The organism is Sivoneniella epilithica UHCC 1019 (assembly GCF_040830845.1).
In the GTDB taxonomy this organism is placed as follows: domain Bacteria; phylum Cyanobacteriota; class Cyanobacteriia; order Leptolyngbyales; family Leptolyngbyaceae; genus ULC077BIN1.
In genome coordinates, this window is the sequence record NZ_JBFPDP010000076.1 from 1 (window position 1) to 17,384 (window position 17,384).

Consider the following 17,384-nt stretch of genomic DNA (forward strand, 5'->3'; position numbering starts at 1 on the left):
CGCCCTTCACTGTGACCAGCAAAGACCACCTATTCATTCTGAACCATGAACACCATAGACCAGCAAGACAAAATCATTTATGGAGTATTGGGCTTATCCTTCTTAGCCCTACTCCTATTCAAATCAGGCGATTTAATCGAAGGCATCAACGCCCAATCCCTCGTAAGCCGCAATGCCAGCGTCGCCGCCAAAGATAGCCACATTGCAGAAAAGCGCTTTGGCAACTGCAACACGGGCTTTGTGTTGCCCGATGGCACACCCAACTTAATCGAAGGGGAAACGCCACTCGACATTCGCAGCCGCACACCGTTAGCGAGTGGCAGCATCTTGTGTGACGAAACGGGGGCAACCGCGATCGTGGATAAGCAGGGCACTATCTCTGATATTCGCGTCAGTGCCACTGTGCGAAAAGCCTATCAGCAGCAAGCATTCCGCAATGAAAACCTGAAAGTAAAGGGAGATAACTAAAGTGCTAAAGCTTCTTAAAATTCTTTTGATCATTGCCGGGGGCTTTCTGATTTTTGCCAACATTGAGCCTTATATCGCAGTTACCCGCATGATTTTTGGCGGTAGCAGTGGAATTGATGTCTGCGCCGAATTGCGTCCCATCCCCTTTATTGGCGGCTTCCTCCAAGGGGGATGCGGCTATCTTGGGGTAATCATTTACTCTCTAGCTGGCTTCATCGTCTGGGCAATATTCCAAATTGTGGAGTTGCTACCCATAGCCAACTCTTTCAACGTGCCCTTTCTTTCCAATCTACTCAGCCGAATGCAAAAAGCGCCGCAAGTGGATGAGTATTGGAGCGATCGCGATTCTGTACGACGGATTAAACAAAAGCACAACAGCGTTGTGGAGCGCTCATTAGGTGCATTGCTTACCTTCTCATGGATCATGTATTTGCTGGATTTGGGGCTGATGAGTTGGTTGTATTCACCCCTAAGCGAAACCGGGGAATTGGACATCAAAGCATTGATGCGAGTGCTGTTAGGAGTGTTCGGGGTAGAAGTGGTGATTTTAGGGCTAACCCTAATCTCCAACATCATCGATCCGCAATCGATTAAATATCAGCAAGCCCAACAAAAACCAGTGAGGGAATACTAATGACTGCACTAGCAACTCGTGAAGCACCCGCGCTGACTGAATACAAAGCACAGGGCTTAGGGCACATTCTCAAGCTCAGTGCGATTACCACGGCTGGAATGGTTCTGGTTTCGATCGGTGGAAATGCCTTGTTTGCCGCGCCTCTTGCAGCCGCAACTATTTATGGAATGTTTCGATCTACTGGCAAAGTGAAAGATGCCGATTGGTGCCATAGCCGTGATGAGCTATGGCATTACAAGCTTTCTCGCAAACATAAAAGCATTGCTGATTCCTACTCTGATTGGTGCAAGGAATGGGGCAAGGGCACAATAAACAGCCTGATTGAGCCGATGATTGGCAATTGTGAACTGTGCAACTTTACTAAGGATAAGAAGCACCCTTACTACGGGCTAAGAGGGATACTCACCTTTGATGATGGGGAATCAGTCCCGCTTACGCCTGCTGATTACGTGGCGTTCAGGCTATGGGAGAGACAGGAAGCATTGAGCCGAAAGGATGCGATCGAAGCTGAGGTACTACCCGTAGACCAGAAGTTACTGCCAGAATCAACCGATCCACTCGCTGATACGTTTGGAGACTCGCAGCCCGTAGCAGCGCCGCCCAATGCTTTGGAGTTTCTGCGATCGCTGACATCAGCCCCACTCCAACCTGTCATCATTGCGGGGTTGCCGGGTAGTGGAAAAGGGGTCATGGCTGCCCTAGCTCTCAGTTTGGGTGTGAAAGAACGAGGCTTACGATATTGGATCTTCAATCCCAAAAACAAACTCTCTGAAGCTGGCTATTGGGCACGAGCCGAAAAGCATTATTTGAAAGATCGCCTCATGAACGACGACGGGCTATTTTCAGATTTAATGGCAACATTAGAGGAATTTGCATCGGAAGGAAGCCGCCGGAACAATCAGCCGGGGAAATATGAGCCATTCATTCTGCTGCTGGAAGAAATCACTTCCCTGATTGGGCTGTTCACTCCCAAGCAAAAACAGATATTCAAAGCAAAAATGACGGGTATTGCTTCTCTAGCTAGGGGCTGCAATATGGCGATCTGGATGAGTGGGCAATCCGTCACCCTAGAAGATTTGGGTTTCACTGGCAAAAGCAACCGAGCAATGTTCACAGCGATCGCAGCAGTCGGACCTGACCGCGCCGGGTCAAAAAGCATCTGTGATCTTTTATCAATTCCTTTTGATGAGCCAACCTTACCAGCGGGTAGAGTTTGGCTTACGAGTAATGCGGTTTATGGTGCCTTGACCGCCCCTAGCGCGATTCCCCAATATGCCACCTGGCAAGAGGTGCCTAACCTAATTGATTTGCGCCCTGGCGCTGCAACGCCGCAAGCGACTAGCCACACGTCGGCTGACATAGATAATTTGCTCTCTTCCCCTGCTCTCACGCCAAAGAAGATTGAGCAGATTGCCAATGCCTACGGGTTGCCGCTGCCAAAAATGGCTGAGGAATCTACGGCGATCGCGGAGGTTCCAATTACACAAAATATCGACTTTGATTTAGATGATGTGCTGCCAGAATTGCGCCCCATTGTGGAGTATTCCATTAAACAAAATGGGTTCATCAAAGCGATCGATGTGAAGCGCAACGTAGCGCAATTCAAATCAGTTTCAACTGAGGAAATTCGTAATCATTTTATTGGCTTAGTGAATGTGGGGTGTGGAGTATCACAGGGTGATGGCGACTTGCTGAAATACAGTGCTTTTGGGGGTGTGATGGGGTGTGATGGCATCACAGGGTGATAGGGTGTGATGCGCGTGATACAAGGGTGTGGAGCTATCACAGGGGGGTGTGATGTCACAGGGTGATAAAAATGCATCACAGGGTGATGTCACACCCCATCACACCCCACCTTCCCATCGCACCAAACCTAGAGGTTTTTCAAATGTCTGATTTTTCAATCGAGAGCGAAATTCAACTGCTTCTGGAAAAAGCTATTTCTCAGCTTGGCTTCAAGCTGGCAGAATTGCCATATCGAGAAATTAGGTATGGCAAACTTACTGTAATTTTTCCCTGTCGCCACCAAGAACAGGCGGAAGAATTGTTTAAGTTCCGCTGGCAAGTTGCCGACGAGATCGCTGCCCTCGGTTGCAGCGAGATGTTTGTTTTTGAGGTTGTCAGGAAGGTTTATCCAGCGATCGCCGTGCAGGATTATTGCCAGTTCGGGGACAAAATCGATTAGCGAATACCGTAAAAATTACAGTAACTATCAGACTTCCCGCCAACTTGAAAGGACTCCCTAAGCTACAAACTTAGGGAGTCCTTTTCAGTCAGTTACGGTGTCCAGTTGGTCTTGAGTCGGCTCAAAACCTCAGTGAAAGAGTTTTCGATCCAAGCTTCTGTGCATGGCAAGAGATGAGTGTTGGCTCTTGAATCCCAACTAAAAGCAAGCTCTAAAGCTGCACGATAGTGAAACAGTGCCTTGATGTCAGCTTCAGTTGGCACGTAATTTGTATCGCCCCAGCCCTTACTAAAATGAAGCTCTGGATAGAAATTCAAATCAACGTAGCGACATGAAATGGACAAGAAGTTAGGCTCTTCAAGCAACCATTCAAATACACCAACTCCTGTTGCACCTGACTGTAGATCTCTCAAATTTTGCTGTACTTCAGACTCAGCAAAATTAACACCGACAATTGCGTAACTCATAATCACCTGCTTCTTTAAAGAAACAGTTGAGTTGAGTTGAGTTGAGTTGAGTTGAGTTGAAGCTTTATATTAGCGGGTTCAACTTAGGCTGACGTTGAATTTTTCTCAAAGGTTACCCACAGACCATAGCCAACTGATTCAGGTTTGCCCTGGGAGTTGTGTTTTATAAAGTCGTTTTTTGTTTGATACGGCTGCCCATTTTTGAGCGATTCAGCCGCTTTTGCATCCACCCCGAAACGCTGCATGATCTGCTCAGAGCTTGGTTTGCTGCCGAAAAATTGGTTAATCGATTTCAAATTTTGGGCATCGTTGCCACTGGTAGCCGCTAGCTGTTTGCCACCGTTGCGCCGCAGATCTAAGCCGCAATTCCCCACTCTGTACAGCTTTTCAGCCGCGCTCCGGCTATCGTTGCCAAATACAGAGGATGCTTCATCTAGCGTCTGGTCGGAAATTGCGGTCAGAATTTTTTGATAATCACTGTAAGTTTTTGGAAATTGGGGCTGCAAGTTTTTGGGCACAAAGCCCACATCGTTTGATGCCAGCCCTACTGCAAAATTTCGGGCAACTGGATTGTTCATCACGCTTGGTTCGCTTTGGGCGATCGCCAATGCTAAATCTTGTTTCAGCTTTGATTGCAGTCTTTCACTTTTGAGTAGCTCTGGCGAAAATACCCCAGCGATCGCGCTTTGAACAAAGGTTTCGGGCGAAAGTCGGGCGATCGCGTCTATGTCGCCTTGCTTGTTTGCATCTACCAGTTGCCTTAACTCAGCACTTTTTTCTTTTAGGCAAGGTGCCATCAGCGTATCGAGGATGCCTACTCTGGCTCTTTTTTGCCGATCCTGTACTGATTCGCGATCGATTTGATCTTGCAGGGGAGTTGCCGCCAGCGGTGCCCCTAGCGCATTAGCATTATCGCGTCCACCATTTAGTTTTAGCTCGATTGAGCAAACAGCTTTTCGATAGCCCTTATTCCCTGGCAGTGGATCAGAATATTTATCATTAAAAGATGTGCAAACGCACTCAACCGCTCGTAAAGCGCCCTGCACAAATAGTAGTCGGGGTGGAGCCGCTTCGTTACCTGTGATCTGGGCAATGTGTTTTAGATTTTCTGCAAGATGTGCCACATCATTGTTTAAGTCAAAAAATGTGCAATCGAATGAAATCGAGCGGTTCCCTAAGTTCTTGAAGTTCAAGACGGGTCGTACTTTGTCGCTTTCTTGCGATTCCCAACTAGGGGCTTCAGAGTGGGATATTTCAGGTATATCAATTCCCAAATCGATCGCTTTATTGGCAAAGGTGCCATTCAGGATGATCAGCTTGCAGGGGTTGTAGTCAGGTTGAGATCGAATATCTCTATGTTGTCTGGCGATTGGGGAAGTGCCACGCCCTGGTGCTGGAATTGGGGGCTTAGTTGTTTCCGGAGGCTTAGGCTTAGCGGGTAGGGTTGTCGCTGGCTTGGGGGGAGTGGGGGGAATAGCTAGGGGTTTAGTTGTTGGCTCAATTTTTGGCATGAGATGGGGGCTAGGGGATAGCCCAATTATGCCAAGGGCAAACCAAGCCACGCCGCCGTCGCCATGATGCGATCGATTTTAGCAACCACTTTGTTTATGTCTTGCTGGTTTTTTTGTAGCTGCCTACCGAGCTTTATGGCTGCATTCAAATCATCGTAAGCGCCCTTAGTGAGAGCTTCTGAGTGTTTGTCGCCGTCACCGTCAAACCAGCGTTTACGGTAGTAGGTCTTGCTTGTTTTGCCGTTGCCAGTGCTATCCAACCAAAAGTCAGGAGCTACGATCGCGTCGCCTTGACTCCTGATCTCCGTTGCCACTCCCTCTAGTCTGATAAGCTCTGCCCTCAATTCTTGAATGGTCTGCATAAAAGTGTGTCAATTGAATATATAATTATTTTAATTGACACACACTGTAAAAACTACAGTAAGTTTGCGGGATCGGCTCACAGAAAAAAGCTAGTTTGCGTGATCTTCAGAGATCACGTCATGCAGCAGTTGCTTGAGTTTGGGTAGCTGCACAGCAAGTTTTTTTGCGGCTGGTGAATCTGGAGCAAGTTTCTCCCACTGCTCCAACTCCCTCAATGCTCTTTTGATAAATGTGCAACTCTGCACATTTACAACTGACGATTTCTTCTCGTCACCAGCAAGATAGGTCATCACCGTGCGTCTACTTTTGCCAATGATAGTTTGCAGCGCCGGAGCTAGTGCTTTCTCTCCTGTCTTGGGTCTGCCCTTGGTTTCTTTATAGCCAGCTTCAATTAACCGATCCGCGATCGCTCTGACTTCAGAAGGGGTGTAGTCGCGCCGTTGTTCATTTTCTGCAATCTCAATCTCTAGTGCCTTGTCAGGGTTTGCCTGTGCATCAAAATCCATTACCCTTACTGGAATACCAGCAGCAAAGTGTTGATTGAATGTTTTTGAGTCGGTTTCTTTGAGTTGAGAGATCGCCGCGAGTCGGTGCCCACCTGCCAGCAAACAACCATGCTTATCTACTGCCAGCGGTTCAATTAAGCCCAATGCTGAGATCGAAGCCACCAAGTCATTCACATGGTTGAGGTTGAGAGGGCGGGTATCTGTGTCTCTCGGTTTGATTGCCGCTAGAGGCATCAGAGCATTACTGGTAGAGGCGACAGCACCGCGCTTGGTATTACTTTCAGCAGTTTTAATTAGGTTGGTTAAGCTCATGGCTGTCTAAATAATTTTGTTAATTTCCATAAATCATCACCAACCGCCTTCCACTCCCTAGCCGCACCCATTGCTGCTTTACCAGGCAACATGGACACGGTACAACCTGCCAACTCAGCATCTAGGTAACAATCACGCCGTTGAATCGTTTGGGTAAAGGTGGGAATGTCAGCATCGTTTAAAGCTTGCTGTACCCGCTCTCCCCTTCGAGAGGGACGCGGGGGAACCAACGAGAGCAAAACCCGGTAGTGATCGCGTGGCAATTCATCAAATTGTGTCAACGTTTGGATCGTGGCTTCGATCGCCGCTGGAGAACAAGAAGTGGGGATGATCAAGAAATCAGCAGCATTGGCAAGCTGTGATAATTCGGCTTCATCTGGATTCCCTGGGGTATCAATCACCAGATCAGTAAAGCCGTCCGGCGGTTGCTCATCGCCATCAAAAACAGTGAAGCCCACTGCATGACCAGCGGCAACGCCGCGCTTATACCAATTTAAAGCGGTACGGATGGCATCACCATCGCCCAATACAACCTTTCTTCCCCTACGCTTGCTCAGGGACTCGGCAACGTGAATTGCGGTGATAGTTTTGGATACCCCACCCTTAAAACTCAGGACAACGATGATCATCCAGACAACCCCTGAAGTTTTCGTTCTAACGCAGTAATTCGTTGTTCGTGACTGCTGACGGTCGCAGCATTTGTTTTGTCGAGGTATGCCGCGATCTCATCACTTACCACATGAGCAACCTTGCATCCTTTCTCGCTGGCAATAATTTCTAGTTCGTCGATCCAATCTTTGGGCACTCGCGCCCCTAGCATTAATTTTTGCATAAAGATAACGATTGAAGCTCCTGTTATCAATTTTGCTGCAAGCATTTCACAGCGTCACAATAAAAACCTGATTTCGCTGTTTGCATCGCTAACAAAATCAGAAAAACTTATGATTCAACGAGGGAATGGGGCTTTCAGCCGTTTTACATCATGATCGACTCATAAGCGCAACTGAACTGTGTCGATACTGCTTTGCCCCTCTCAGTAATATCAAGGGTTCCAGCCTCTACATGAAGAAAGTATAATTTGTTCATGTAGCTTTGAGGGTCAATCAATGAAGGCAGAAGGTGGGCATGGTCAAGCCAAAATTTTAACGGCAGACGAAATCAACCGATTGTTTGTAGACGGGTTTAGTTGCGATCGTGATCGGGCATTATTCGGAGTGTGTCTCTATACGGGCTGCCGAATCAATGAGGCTTGCACGTTGGCAACGAGTGACGCGATCGATTCAAAAGGAGTGAAGGATAACCTCATCATTCGCAAGAAAAACACAAAAGGGCAGCAGGAGACGCGGGAAATCGCCACAGCTACAGAACTACGCGGCTACCTGGAAAGACACCAGCCGGGGAAGCAACATCTTTTCTCCGGTCGGCATGGCCGGGGGCACATTAACCCAAGATCAGCGGCTGCAATTTTGGAAGAGGCTTTTAAGACGGTAGGGATTGAGGGAGGGAGTACTCACAGTTTCCGTCGCACTGCCCTAACCCAGATGGCAAACGCCGGAGTTCCACTGCACGTCATCCAGAAAATTTCAGGACATAAAAGCCTACAGGCATTGCAGAGATATTTGGCAGTATCAGAGCAGCAGGTGAAGGATGCAATCGCGGCTCTGAAATTCTTATAGTGTGATGCCAATTAGAAATTTATTGTTCTATATATCGTCTGGTGTTATGCCTGTTTTTTCAGCAATCTTCGCTAGCATCCGAGGACCTACTTCCTCTCCATCGTGAAATGCAAAGGTGAAATCTGCCCATCCGTCTCTCTCTAGTATTTTATGGGAGCCTTTTTTTCGTTTGACACGCCATCCAATTTTCCGCAGTGCGGCTAAAACTCGCTTTGCTTTTGTTGCTGACCATTGACTACTCATGAGAAAGTTTCACCTATGGGTTCTATTACTAGGGGCTTGTCCGGTTGAAGTGAACCGTCCAATACCTTGTTTTCCCACAGACCTAATGAACAGATGTAATCAAATTTGCAGCGCTAAACGAGAGGGTTTTGATGGCTGAATCAGACTCTCCATGCTCAAGCTGGTCAGCAACAACCTGCAAAGCCAAGGCTTGAACTTTAATGATTGCCTCTTGCTCAGTTGCACCATAAACCAAGACTCCGGGCAACTCTAGAACTTCTGCTATCCAGCGCCCGTCTTCCTCTTGCTCCAACTCAATTTTGAAATCTGTGGGGATTTGATGGCTTCTCATTTGAGCATCCCTACTGAGGCGAGGGCGGTCCATAAACTTATTGTTCCCTCACTTTATCATTGCCATCTAATATACGAGCTTGAAATTCAAGCATATTTAGGGCACCGCAACTTGTGACAACCTTTGAGCAGAAAAGTTGAAAATTCTTCCATTTCGGGAATTTTAAGAATGTAACCAACCCGAAAGGAGACTTACATGCTCGGTTCATCCTTTGCTCGTTTTGCGATCGCGTCTGTTCTGCCAATTGTTGCACTCGTCTCATCTGCTTATCCATCAATAGCCGAGGAAAGCTACTCAGGTATTCGGATTCCTGTTGAGGAAGCCGCTGCAAAACTAAAAGCAAGAACCAATGTTCCAATTTTCATTCCTGATATGATTCCAATTGGAATTGAGGAGGATGTCCACATCACGTTAAAATCTAACGATCGCGGGTATGAAATGAATTTTGGCTTCATCCCAGATTGCAACGGTCAAACTTACTGTCACATTGGATCAATTACCGCTGAACGTGGAGGGCAATTCAGCCCCAAAAGCGGAGCGCGAATTTACGAAGGAGTTCAGTTGCGTGGAGGCATGAAAGCCCTACATACTCAGTTTTGTGGTGCTGTGTGCCAAGCAAATTTGGAATGGAAAGTAGGTGGAGTGCTATACCGAATCAACATCAAGAATGGAGTTTACGAAAGCTTGATTGGTGCAGCGAACTCTGCGGTCAACGCGGGTCAACGTTAGAGCGGACAGGCAACCCGCGCCGCTTGCGTCCTGAGCTTGCGAATCCCAGAACATTTTAAGGTTTTGACTCGCCTTTGCGGTAAGCCCTTCAATGATGCAATCTGATCTAAGGTATGGCTGTCGCTGGCATTCAGCCCATATTGAAGTTCAATAATTTCGCGATCGCATGGTTTTAAGGTTGCCAACAGGTCGTTCACTACGGTAATTTTTTCTTGCCACTCTATGTACTGAGTGGGTGTATCACCGGGGCACACCACAAACTCAACTAGGGAAGAGTTTTGTTCTTCCCCCACCACAAAATCAAGTGACAGCGGATCTTGATGGTGAAGCAGTTCTTTGAGCTGCTCTGGTGTCATTTCTGCCAGCGTCGCCAGTTTCGCGATGGATGGCGATCGCCCGTGCTTTTGGTTGTATTGGGCGCTCAACTTTTTAAGGGTATGCTGCCTTTCTAAAACATAGGATGGCAGATGCACTATGTGGTTTTTTGCGATCGCCCTGGTGATTGCCTGCCGAATCCACCAAAACGCATAGGTGCTAAATTTCCAGCCTTTTTCAGGGTCAAATTTCAGCACAGCACGGTGCAAACCCAAACTACCTTCTTGAACCAGATCGTCGAAACTTAAGCCACGGTTGAAATATTTTTTGGAGATCGACACCACAAGACGTAAGTTTGCCTGCATCAATTTTTGTCGCGCCTGATGACCTTGCTGAATGATGCCTTTGTCGCCACCAACTAAACCTGCCTGGACAAGACGAGCTAATTTAAGCTCTTCGGCATGAGTGAGCAAAGGAGTTTTGCCAATTTGCCGCAAAAAAGCACCAATTGAATCCAAGTCAGTCTCCCTTTTTTTTGGATTTTTTTCTCAAAAGCCGAACAGCTTCTACATGGAAGCCGATTTTGCAGGAAAGCATCTGCCACTCACGGCTACACGCGGGGGCACTGGCAAGCCGCGACTGGATTGCCATGAACTCATCTAAGCTCAGCAGCCAGGGATGCTGCGACGGATCAAACTCCATCTTTAGGTCAAAGCCGCGATCATTGCTCATCTTTTATATCCAATCCCTCTTGTGGATGAGCATCTCTCAGTTCATAGCCGTATTTCCGGCATACGGACATCGCATGATCTAGCGAATCGCCCAACACCCCCCTGACCGCAGAACTGAGCAACGCACGACTTGCCGCTACGCGATCGCAAGCTTTCTGATCCTTATCTCCAGCAATCTCAACTAACGCAGTCACCGCAACCGGACACCCGCCCAAAACCTCCGACAGGAGCAACTGATAGCTTGATTGGCGGCAATTCTCTAGCTCCGAGCGGAACTCAGGATGATCAGAATACCAACGTCGCAACGTGCGATCGTTCACTCCTACCGCCTTAGCCGCCGCCGCTTGCGTTGTCCCGCTCAATAGGTGAGCGATCGCATCCAGTTGTTTCTTGCTGAGGCTCTTTCCGGGCATTTGCGGATCACCAGCCGAACAGTTGAAGATGCTTGATGCGCTCTAGAACTCTCAAATTTGCTGCTGAATTGCTGCCAAATTCGCGCAAGGCTTCTAATTCGGCTTGTGCCGCCGCGATCGCGAAGTTAACATCTTTCGATTCAGCAGCGCTGGCTTGAATAGGCACGTTGAGCGCCGCTAACTCTTGCTCAGATTGCCTTAGAGCTTTTCGGCAATCTTGCTTCTCGAATACGGATAATTGAGATAAAGCCGATCGCTGCCCTTGCGCTTGCGCCCGTAGCTGCCAGTGGGTGTCAGCGGGTTTCGTTGCCTGAATGTGGAATGTTTGTGTTTGAGTCATGTTTTTTTGGGGTTTAAAAAGACGAAAGGGCAAAACTTCAACAAAGCCTTGCCCTCTCGGTGTCACTTGACCATAGGATAATTCCGAATGCCCATATATTAGCAATTCCACTGGGAGTTGCGCCCTTTTCTTTTTCGGGTGTGAGCCGCTCTGGATATAGATCAGGCTATATTAAGCAGCCCTCACACACACTCTAAAAAGGCTGCGATCTCATCAAACAAAACGATCCAAAACTGCCCACTCCAACAAAACTGGCAACCCGCTAACTCAATTCATCCCCGAACCAAAAAAACACAGACATAAAAAATGCGTGTGAGCCGCGCCTAGAATGCCTCACACACATTTTTACTCATAGCAAAGCTGCCCATCATTGAGCAGACTTAATTTAATTGCCGGGTGAACTATGCCGCCAAGGGTGGGGGATGCTTGCCTTCTTGGTATTGCCGCCGCTTCTCTCTCTCCAAATTCAGGCGATCGCTAATCGCCTCGATAATCCACTCAAAATGTTCTTGAAATAACTTGTTTCCCGATTCCTCCATAATCAGCCAGCCAACGAACCACACGCTTTGTGAAGAGCTTAGCCGGGGTTTGCCATGCCGATCATTGCCATTAGGGTGTAGCTCCTCCGATCTTTGCCGAATCGTTTTTCCACCAGATTGATATCCATGAAAACTCATGCAGCGTTTCACAATGGCGAAAAATTCTGTCTGAGTTTCAACGAACGGAAATAATTTGGTCAGTCTGGGCGATCGCTGGAAATCTGTCCATAGTTCCCCAATGCGGGTTGAGCAATTTCTGAAATGGGTTTTGTGGGCGATCGCCGGATCATCTTTTTTCACCTTTGCCAACGACTCTAAACCCAATTCTTGAAAGAGAGTGCGGAACTGTAGCGTCTTGTAGGTAGGGCTGACGTAGCTGGTAAATCGTCGCTTTACCTGGTCTTGCAATGCCTGTAAATCTTCACCCGCATGTGCAGACGTTGCACTGACCCAATGTTCTAGCTTTTTGATACGGGGGCTAGATGCAACGATCGCAAACTCGATTGCCCATTGCTTGGATTCCTCATCATCTGTCGCCATCATCTGTAAAAGCAGGTTCCAAATTTTTGGGTAGCGATCAAACTGCTCTGCTAGGGCAATATCCCAGACCTCAGCATCAGTGCTAGGTGCCTTCTGATTCCTGATCATCTGTTGCCCATTGGCAAGGTTGCCGCTCAAGGTCAAAACTGTCTCTTCCTGTTTAATTGCTTTGGAATCAGCTTTATAGATTGAGCGATCGCACTCCACTTCAACCGTTTCCACCGACTCAAAAAAGTGGATCAACAATTGCTGTAGATATTCCGAGTGGAATGATTTCTCAATTTCTTTCGTAATGCCTTGCCATAGCCCCCAGCCGCGAGTTTTAGCGCTGCTTTCGATTTCCAGATCGGTGAATGATTGCTGTAATTTTTCACCCATTTTTAGAACTTTGGGACCATCCAAAGAGGATACAAGGCAGTTTGGATCAAGCGATCGCCGGGGGGCTGACACAGACCATTGCTCAACCTTACGACCGCGCCCAATCATTTGTAGGAAGTCGAGGGGGCTAATTACGCCGCTATAGAGCGCTAATCCGCGATCAAAACGAGTTTGCACGTCAAGACCGCTTTGAGCCGTAGGGCTATAGATCAACACTTGGGCATCGGATTCTGCCAAGTAGCGATCGGGGTCGTGCAGCAACCGTTGGTTGCTTTCTACTGTTTCGCTGTGGCACAACAGCACTTTCACCCCTAGCCGCCGTAGGAACTGAGCGCAAAGTTTGGCATCCCGTTTTGTGTCAGAGGCGATCGCGATTCGGTGCCCAGCTTCGACCCATTCCCGCAATAATCCGTATTGAATGCCATCATGCGACATGGAGATTTTGCCGTCTTTGGTGCGAGTCTCTAACCACTGGATCGGCTTCTGTGATTGGCTGAAGACTTGATCGTAGATTGCCCTCGCGCCTGGGCGATAGCGGGAAATAATCCGGGCATCCACGTCGCCTAGGAAGGCATCAATGGCGATCAATGTGTGGCTCTCAGCCAGCAACCGCTCAAACTCAGGCATGATTTCAGTCTTACCCAAAACCTCGCGCCGGATGCCGGAAAACTCATCAAGCACGAAGATCGTATTTTTCCAATCGCAGTGCTTGACGGCGTAATCTTTGAGCGAATCAGGACACAGCAGGAAAACGCCGGGATGCTCATCTCGCAACATCTCGCGGTTCAAACCAGGATCATCTTGGAAGTGGTTTACATCAAAACCGAGCTTATGCAGTCGTTCTGCGGTTTGGCGCAACAGACCGTTCCGTCCAGATATCCAGACTATTTGTTTATCTTTGTGTGGCACCAAAGATTTAATCGCTGCCTCAGTTTTGCCACTGCCTAGCCAGCCACGCAACAGAATAGTTTTTGTGTCGAGTTCAAACGTCGGGGCATAGCCTTCGTAGATGTTAATCGTGCGAGTTTTGGAGTTGCTCAGCCGAAAATCTTTTTGCAAATCTCCCCAAAATTTTCGGAAGCGATGTTGACGGTGGGTAATAGCGCGATCGCGTTCGGCTACATCAGGATTGACAGCTTCTTGCTGTGGTGCAAAACCTTTTGCTCTGGTGAATTCAGAAAATGGATGAAACCTGATATCCGAGTGGTTCTCAATTTCGTCAATGTCACCAGCCGATTTGTCATCCCATTGCCCCCAGTCCGCAATCAGCAGCGATCGCCCGTAGCTATGCAACAGCGTCGCCAGCCTTGTGTATTCCCGCACAATATGCGGATTGTTACGACTGCCAGCATCGGCGTAAAGAATCCATTTGGCATTAGGAGCAAGTTGTAAAGCTTCAACAATCTGCCCTTTCCCTTGGGCAAATTGCCCACCCGCTGCGCCGATAACAAGTATTCCTAATCGGAGGTGAGTAATCAAGGGCTTGGCACCAACCCCTTCAACAAAGGCAATTTTATAGGCATTCTCTACGTTGCCTATAAACGTTAGCGGATTTTCATCGGTGCCCTTTAAATGGGGCTTCTGACCAGTTGGGCGTTTTTCTTGAGAGTGGCTCGATTGCCAGTAATATTTGCGCTGCGCTTGCGGGTCACGCGATCGCACTTGGCAACCAACGATCCGCCCCTGGATATCTGTTATGGGGCACAGGTAGCCGGGTTCAGGAGTATTTAGGCTGCCATGTGGCAACACGCCGGGTAGGTTTAGAGGGGCATTGTGGGCAGATTGCCATTTCTCCACAGACTTAAAGCCATATTGCTCAATTTGCAGATCACTTAGTCCGCGCCTGATCAAATCAGCGCGATCGCTTGGATCGAGGGTTAGGTTTGGTAGTAACTGCCGATAGGCTATGTCACGCTCATCTGCACTCAAAGATTCGGCTTGTCTTGCTTCCCATTCGCGCTCCTGTTGGATGCGTTTTTGTTCACGCTGCTCTTTCCACTCGCGCTGCTCCTCCTCGGTCCACGCTTCCAGATCGGCTGTCAGGTTGAATTCGCCCCAAGCATTATTCTTTTTGCATTCTCCTGCGTAAGTGTAGTCCGGGGTGGTAGACCGTTCGTTTAAGCACAGGATGGTGTTGCCGCGTTGACGTTCAATTTCTTTGCAGCCTCCGTTATCGGAGTTGCAGATAGGGCAGGGGTTGCCGCGTTTGAAGGAAGTTAAACTCATTAGTTTTCCTCCTCTTCTTTGAGCCGTACAGAGAAGGAGGAATCAAAGCATATTTCACGCCACTTCCCAAGTAGCCGCCCTTCTTTCTCAACCGATTGAAGAAAAACAAAACTGAAGAACTTAGAGTCAGAAGTGGTGAATACATCGCAAAAGCGAATGTCGTCGCGCTCACCACAGTAAGTTATTTCACCGTCGTATCCTTTTTCGCCATCACAAATTGGGCAGTGGAACGGCTCATCATAAGTATTAAAGAAAAAATTCATAAATTCCCTCCCCTCTGTGATTGCAGCGAGAGGGTAATTAGGGTTGAAAAGTTGCGCCAACTTAAACCTGTTTGCCGCCACAGGCTAATCAGTAGATCCGCCTGATCTTCAGCTTCAGCCGCCTCTAGGAAGAGCAAGATCCAATCTGCTAGATCGGTCAAGCTGGGTAAGGGTTTGCTGGGTAAAAGGTTGTCATCGCCGGATTTTGCGGCTATTATTTTAGTGGTCAAGGGTCTTTTCCTTGCATTAAAAAATCCGCCTATGCCGGGTGGCTGCTCTAACAGCTTGACCTGGGTTTGTAGGACGGGTGGACAATAAATTTGAAATTAGAAGGCGATTCCTTTAGTCGGGGTGTCGCCTTTTAGCTTTTAAAGCTAAACATAACGATAGCCTAAATCTTATCGAATAGATCGCCACTTTCAAAAAATACAGATTCTCGAAAGAGAGAGTAGACGGGCATTTGCGGCATACAAAAGTTCGGGGGCAAAATCAGTTAGCGTAGTTTTTTTCAATACATCCGAACTGGTTCGGGGGCAAAATCAGTTAGCGTCGATGGCGAATTTTTTGGGGCATTTGAACCAATTTGAGGCGTTTGAGGGCTGCGATCGCTGGAGAAATTACAGTAATTCTGCCATCGAGATTGCCCTAGTCTTCGTCAAAGACGGGCGACCATAAATCCTCAACCTTCACCTCCCATCCAGGCAGCAAGTCAGGTACGCTCAAAATATCACCATCACGCAGAGTAACCGCCTCTTGACCCGATTGACGAACTTCTACCCACCGTTGCTCTGGGTGAATCAGGATGCCGACCCGTGTGCCTAGACTCAAAAACTGGTCAATTTTCTCCCTCAGTCCTTTCATGCTGTCAGATGGTGATTTCACTTCCACCATCAAATCGGGAGTCAGTGCAGCAAAACTGCGAGGACTTTTACGCAATCGTTCTGCCTGCACAAAAGAAACGTCAGGGGCACGAGTATCCGAATTAGGCAATGTAAAACCAGCACTGGAACCTGTCACACGACCAAGTTTGCGTGGGCGCACCCAAACGTTGATTAGGGTTGAAAACTGTGTAGCAACCTCATCTGACTCATAGCCCGATGGACTCATAACAATGATTTCTCCATTGACCAACTCCATCCGATAGTCAGGAAGTTGGTCTTGCGCTTTTTGCAAGTCTTTGACGGTGAGAACTGACATAGATCGCTCCTTACTTTCCTTTCAGCTTATCCAGTTCAGGTATCTTTCCTTGTCCTTCTGCCTCCTCAATAATCTTTTGTAGTAAATAAGCAGCCAAATTCGCCACAGGGCGACCCTCTGAATCTGCCCATCCTTCAAGCCTCTGATAAACCCCATCTGGAAGGGTAACGTGAATTCGCTTGCTCACAATATCCTGTGACTCGTTGTTGCTTTGATGATACATACAAGATCCTCAATGTGATCAAAAAACACAATCTAGAAACATTTTAAGCACAGAATAGCTACAAATAGCTACAAAAATGTTAGTATCCATTGCAATGCATCAGACGCTATGCAGAGTGAGGAAACGCAATGCAAACCGTAGAAGCCTTAGTAGAACTGACCTTTGAGGACTTGCGACAGGAATTAGAGCGCATTCGCGGCAATATGCCAACCCGTACCCTATACCACTGGCTAAACCGCTTAGACCTTATTCCCAACTCAGAAGGGCTTTACACCCTAGATGATTTGGAACTGCTCAAACGCCTTCACCGCTTCCTTAAGCGAGTTCCCAACATCAACAAATTCAGACGAATCATTCAACAGGAAATGAATCACTATGCCTCTTGATACCAGCAAGTACAAAGATCAGAAAAACGTTGAACTGCCCAATGTGAACGGCAAAACTAAGCCACAACCTAAGAGCGATCGCCACACTCAAACAGCCAGCGCCGCCCATCAAGCGACCGTGCAGGATAAAGCAACCTTAGCCGTTCGCACCCAACAGCAGTTAGCAGGGATTCAATCATCCCTCGATAAGATTGCCAGCGATCGCACCAATGCCATAGCGCAAGTCAGCGACACCCTCGCTTACCTTTACAGCCCTGCCACATTTCAAGCCGAAGTAATGGCACTGACCGCCCAAAAGCTAGGACTCACTCAGGCAGAACCCCATACCATCACCCTCGATGACGATTGCTTTTCACGGTTTGCCGATTCGGTAGAGTATCCCGCGATCGCCGCCTCATCTGCCCTCGG

25 protein-coding genes are annotated in these 17,384 nt (G+C 48.0%); 8 read left to right on the forward strand and 17 right to left on the reverse strand.

All coding sequences use genetic code 11. The features are described from left to right. Positions 1-45 precede the first annotated feature (45 nt). The 4 genes from AB3R30_RS25205 to AB3R30_RS25220 all read left to right on the forward strand — a co-directional run bounded on the left by AB3R30_RS25205 (position 46) and on the right by AB3R30_RS25220 (position 3,287). Positions 46-468, forward strand: coding sequence for a hypothetical protein (locus tag AB3R30_RS25205; RefSeq protein ID WP_458651963.1), 423 nt, complete (start codon positions 46-48; stop codon positions 466-468). A gap of 1 nt (position 469) precedes the next feature. Beyond that, on the forward strand, positions 470-1,102 hold the full coding sequence (locus tag AB3R30_RS25210) for a hypothetical protein (RefSeq protein ID WP_458651964.1): 633 nt from the start codon (positions 470-472) through the stop codon (positions 1,100-1,102). Then, on the forward strand, positions 1,102-2,847 hold the full coding sequence (locus AB3R30_RS25215; protein WP_458651965.1) for a P-loop NTPase family protein: 1,746 nt from the start codon (positions 1,102-1,104) through the stop codon (positions 2,845-2,847). The genes AB3R30_RS25210 and AB3R30_RS25215 overlap by 1 nt, the downstream gene beginning before the upstream one ends. Before the next feature lie 143 nt (positions 2,848-2,990). After that, a complete protein-coding gene (locus tag AB3R30_RS25220; protein WP_458651966.1) occupies positions 2,991-3,287 on the forward strand; it encodes a hypothetical protein in 297 nt (98 codons plus the stop codon). 92 nt (positions 3,288-3,379) lie between these two features. Here AB3R30_RS25220 and AB3R30_RS25225 read toward each other — a convergent pair whose 3' ends face one another. From AB3R30_RS25225 to AB3R30_RS25250, 6 genes are all read right to left on the reverse strand, one after another. Then, positions 3,380-3,754, reverse strand: a complete 375-nt coding sequence (locus AB3R30_RS25225; RefSeq protein WP_458651967.1) for a hypothetical protein — start codon at positions 3,752-3,754, stop codon at positions 3,380-3,382. Between the two features lie 83 nt (positions 3,755-3,837). Next, positions 3,838-5,316 (reverse strand): hypothetical protein, encoded by a 1,479-nt coding sequence (locus AB3R30_RS25230; protein ID WP_458651968.1) that lies wholly within the window; start codon positions 5,314-5,316, stop codon positions 3,838-3,840. Then, a complete protein-coding gene (locus AB3R30_RS25235; protein WP_458651969.1) occupies positions 5,292-5,627 on the reverse strand; it encodes a hypothetical protein in 336 nt (111 codons plus the stop codon). The genes AB3R30_RS25230 and AB3R30_RS25235 overlap by 25 nt, the downstream gene beginning before the upstream one ends. A gap of 90 nt (positions 5,628-5,717) precedes the next feature. Beyond that, positions 5,718-6,446 carry a ParB/RepB/Spo0J family partition protein gene (locus AB3R30_RS25240; RefSeq protein WP_458651970.1) on the reverse strand — a complete coding sequence of 243 codons (729 nt, stop codon included), beginning with the start codon at positions 6,444-6,446 and terminating at the stop codon, positions 5,718-5,720. Then, entirely contained in the window at positions 6,443-7,075 is a 633-nt protein-coding gene (locus tag AB3R30_RS25245) for a ParA family protein (protein WP_458651971.1), read from the reverse strand. Before AB3R30_RS25245 ends, AB3R30_RS25240 begins: the two co-directional genes overlap by 4 nt. Continuing rightward, on the reverse strand, positions 7,072-7,278 hold the full coding sequence (locus AB3R30_RS25250; RefSeq protein ID WP_458651972.1) for a hypothetical protein: 207 nt from the start codon (positions 7,276-7,278) through the stop codon (positions 7,072-7,074). Before AB3R30_RS25250 ends, AB3R30_RS25245 begins: the two co-directional genes overlap by 4 nt. Positions 7,279-7,552: 274 nt before the next feature. Between AB3R30_RS25250 and AB3R30_RS25255 the strand changes: the two genes are divergently transcribed. Further along, positions 7,553-8,122: a tyrosine-type recombinase/integrase gene (locus AB3R30_RS25255; protein WP_458651973.1), complete on the forward strand. Its 570-nt coding sequence runs from the start codon at positions 7,553-7,555 to the stop codon at positions 8,120-8,122. A 27-nt stretch (positions 8,123-8,149) separates the two neighbouring features. Here AB3R30_RS25255 and AB3R30_RS25260 read toward each other — a convergent pair whose 3' ends face one another. Together AB3R30_RS25260 and AB3R30_RS25265 are read right to left on the reverse strand one after the other, a co-directional pair. Continuing rightward, on the reverse strand, positions 8,150-8,365 hold the full coding sequence (locus AB3R30_RS25260) for a type II toxin-antitoxin system HicA family toxin (protein WP_458651974.1): 216 nt from the start codon (positions 8,363-8,365) through the stop codon (positions 8,150-8,152). A gap of 82 nt (positions 8,366-8,447) precedes the next feature. Next, complete coding sequence (locus AB3R30_RS25265) at positions 8,448-8,696, reverse strand: type II toxin-antitoxin system HicB family antitoxin (RefSeq protein WP_458651975.1); 249 nt, start codon at positions 8,694-8,696, stop codon at positions 8,448-8,450. Between the two features lie 195 nt (positions 8,697-8,891). On the opposite strand from AB3R30_RS25265, the gene AB3R30_RS25270 reads away from it, so the two are divergent. After that, entirely contained in the window at positions 8,892-9,425 is a 534-nt protein-coding gene (locus tag AB3R30_RS25270; RefSeq protein WP_458651976.1) for a hypothetical protein, read from the forward strand. Here the strand turns inward: AB3R30_RS25270 and AB3R30_RS25275 are convergent. The 9 genes from AB3R30_RS25275 to AB3R30_RS25315 all read right to left on the reverse strand — a co-directional run bounded on the left by AB3R30_RS25275 (position 9,422) and on the right by AB3R30_RS25315 (position 16,590). Then, positions 9,422-10,258 (reverse strand): sigma-70 family RNA polymerase sigma factor, encoded by an 837-nt coding sequence (locus AB3R30_RS25275; RefSeq protein WP_458651977.1) that lies wholly within the window; start codon positions 10,256-10,258, stop codon positions 9,422-9,424. The genes AB3R30_RS25270 and AB3R30_RS25275 overlap by 4 nt on opposite strands. A gap of 1 nt (position 10,259) precedes the next feature. Next, entirely contained in the window at positions 10,260-10,472 is a 213-nt protein-coding gene (locus AB3R30_RS25280) for a hypothetical protein (protein WP_458651978.1), read from the reverse strand. Continuing rightward, positions 10,462-10,884 (reverse strand): helix-turn-helix domain-containing protein, encoded by a 423-nt coding sequence (locus AB3R30_RS25285; RefSeq protein ID WP_458651979.1) that lies wholly within the window; start codon positions 10,882-10,884, stop codon positions 10,462-10,464. The genes AB3R30_RS25280 and AB3R30_RS25285 overlap by 11 nt, the downstream gene beginning before the upstream one ends. A 7-nt stretch (positions 10,885-10,891) precedes the next feature. After that, entirely contained in the window at positions 10,892-11,224 is a 333-nt protein-coding gene (locus tag AB3R30_RS25290) for a hypothetical protein (RefSeq protein WP_458651980.1), read from the reverse strand. 401 nt (positions 11,225-11,625) lie between these two features. Then, positions 11,626-14,907: a P-loop NTPase family protein gene (locus AB3R30_RS25295; protein ID WP_458651981.1), complete on the reverse strand. Its 3,282-nt coding sequence runs from the start codon at positions 14,905-14,907 to the stop codon at positions 11,626-11,628. After that, positions 14,907-15,170 (reverse strand): hypothetical protein, encoded by a 264-nt coding sequence (locus AB3R30_RS25300; RefSeq protein ID WP_458651982.1) that lies wholly within the window; start codon positions 15,168-15,170, stop codon positions 14,907-14,909. Before AB3R30_RS25300 ends, AB3R30_RS25295 begins: the two co-directional genes overlap by 1 nt. Further along, positions 15,167-15,400 carry a hypothetical protein gene (locus tag AB3R30_RS25305; RefSeq protein ID WP_458651983.1) on the reverse strand — a complete coding sequence of 78 codons (234 nt, stop codon included), beginning with the start codon at positions 15,398-15,400 and terminating at the stop codon, positions 15,167-15,169. The genes AB3R30_RS25300 and AB3R30_RS25305 overlap by 4 nt, the downstream gene beginning before the upstream one ends. A gap of 415 nt (positions 15,401-15,815) precedes the next feature. Next, positions 15,816-16,367: a Uma2 family endonuclease gene (locus AB3R30_RS25310; RefSeq protein WP_458651984.1), complete on the reverse strand. Its 552-nt coding sequence runs from the start codon at positions 16,365-16,367 to the stop codon at positions 15,816-15,818. Positions 16,368-16,377: 10 nt separating this feature from the next. Beyond that, positions 16,378-16,590, reverse strand: coding sequence for a ribbon-helix-helix domain-containing protein (locus AB3R30_RS25315; RefSeq protein ID WP_458651985.1), 213 nt, complete (start codon positions 16,588-16,590; stop codon positions 16,378-16,380). 128 nt (positions 16,591-16,718) lie between these two features. Here AB3R30_RS25315 and AB3R30_RS25320 point away from each other — a divergent pair, with 128 nt between their 5' ends. Next, positions 16,719-16,976: a hypothetical protein gene (locus AB3R30_RS25320; RefSeq protein WP_458651986.1), complete on the forward strand. Its 258-nt coding sequence runs from the start codon at positions 16,719-16,721 to the stop codon at positions 16,974-16,976. Continuing rightward, positions 16,966-17,384: hypothetical protein (locus tag AB3R30_RS25325; protein ID WP_458651987.1), on the forward strand; the 419-nt coding region annotated here is incomplete at its 3' end. The genes AB3R30_RS25320 and AB3R30_RS25325, both read left to right, overlap by 11 nt.

What these genes read in the sequence shown, in the direction of transcription:
- AB3R30_RS25205 (WP_458651963.1), top strand. Translation starts at nt 46, where the DNA reads ATGAACACCATAGACCAGCAAGACAAAATCATTTATGGAGTATTGGGC.
- AB3R30_RS25215 (WP_458651965.1), top strand. Translation starts at nt 1,102, where the DNA reads ATGACTGCACTAGCAACTCGTGAAGCACCCGCGCTGACTGAATACAAA.
- AB3R30_RS25220 (WP_458651966.1), top strand. Translation starts at nt 2,991, where the DNA reads ATGTCTGATTTTTCAATCGAGAGCGAAATTCAACTGCTTCTGGAAAAA.
- AB3R30_RS25225 (WP_458651967.1), bottom strand. Translation starts at nt 3,754, where the DNA reads ATGAGTTACGCAATTGTCGGTGTTAATTTTGCTGAGTCTGAAGTACAG.
- AB3R30_RS25235 (WP_458651969.1), bottom strand. Translation starts at nt 5,627, where the DNA reads ATGCAGACCATTCAAGAATTGAGGGCAGAGCTTATCAGACTAGAGGGA.
- AB3R30_RS25240 (WP_458651970.1), bottom strand. Translation starts at nt 6,446, where the DNA reads ATGAGCTTAACCAACCTAATTAAAACTGCTGAAAGTAATACCAAGCGC.
- AB3R30_RS25245 (WP_458651971.1), bottom strand. Translation starts at nt 7,075, where the DNA reads ATGATCATCGTTGTCCTGAGTTTTAAGGGTGGGGTATCCAAAACTATC.
- AB3R30_RS25250 (WP_458651972.1), bottom strand. Translation starts at nt 7,278, where the DNA reads ATGCAAAAATTAATGCTAGGGGCGCGAGTGCCCAAAGATTGGATCGAC.
- AB3R30_RS25255 (WP_458651973.1), top strand. Translation starts at nt 7,553, where the DNA reads ATGAAGGCAGAAGGTGGGCATGGTCAAGCCAAAATTTTAACGGCAGAC.
- AB3R30_RS25260 (WP_458651974.1), bottom strand. Translation starts at nt 8,365, where the DNA reads ATGAGTAGTCAATGGTCAGCAACAAAAGCAAAGCGAGTTTTAGCCGCA.
- AB3R30_RS25265 (WP_458651975.1), bottom strand. Translation starts at nt 8,696, where the DNA reads ATGAGAAGCCATCAAATCCCCACAGATTTCAAAATTGAGTTGGAGCAA.
- AB3R30_RS25270 (WP_458651976.1), top strand. Translation starts at nt 8,892, where the DNA reads ATGCTCGGTTCATCCTTTGCTCGTTTTGCGATCGCGTCTGTTCTGCCA.
- AB3R30_RS25280 (WP_458651978.1), bottom strand. Translation starts at nt 10,472, where the DNA reads ATGAGCAATGATCGCGGCTTTGACCTAAAGATGGAGTTTGATCCGTCG.
- AB3R30_RS25285 (WP_458651979.1), bottom strand. Translation starts at nt 10,884, where the DNA reads ATGCCCGGAAAGAGCCTCAGCAAGAAACAACTGGATGCGATCGCTCAC.
- AB3R30_RS25290 (WP_458651980.1), bottom strand. Translation starts at nt 11,224, where the DNA reads ATGACTCAAACACAAACATTCCACATTCAGGCAACGAAACCCGCTGAC.
- AB3R30_RS25295 (WP_458651981.1), bottom strand. Translation starts at nt 14,907, where the DNA reads ATGAGTTTAACTTCCTTCAAACGCGGCAACCCCTGCCCTATCTGCAAC.
- AB3R30_RS25300 (WP_458651982.1), bottom strand. Translation starts at nt 15,170, where the DNA reads ATGAATTTTTTCTTTAATACTTATGATGAGCCGTTCCACTGCCCAATT.
- AB3R30_RS25310 (WP_458651984.1), bottom strand. Translation starts at nt 16,367, where the DNA reads ATGTCAGTTCTCACCGTCAAAGACTTGCAAAAAGCGCAAGACCAACTT.
- AB3R30_RS25315 (WP_458651985.1), bottom strand. Translation starts at nt 16,590, where the DNA reads ATGTATCATCAAAGCAACAACGAGTCACAGGATATTGTGAGCAAGCGA.
- AB3R30_RS25320 (WP_458651986.1), top strand. Translation starts at nt 16,719, where the DNA reads ATGCAAACCGTAGAAGCCTTAGTAGAACTGACCTTTGAGGACTTGCGA.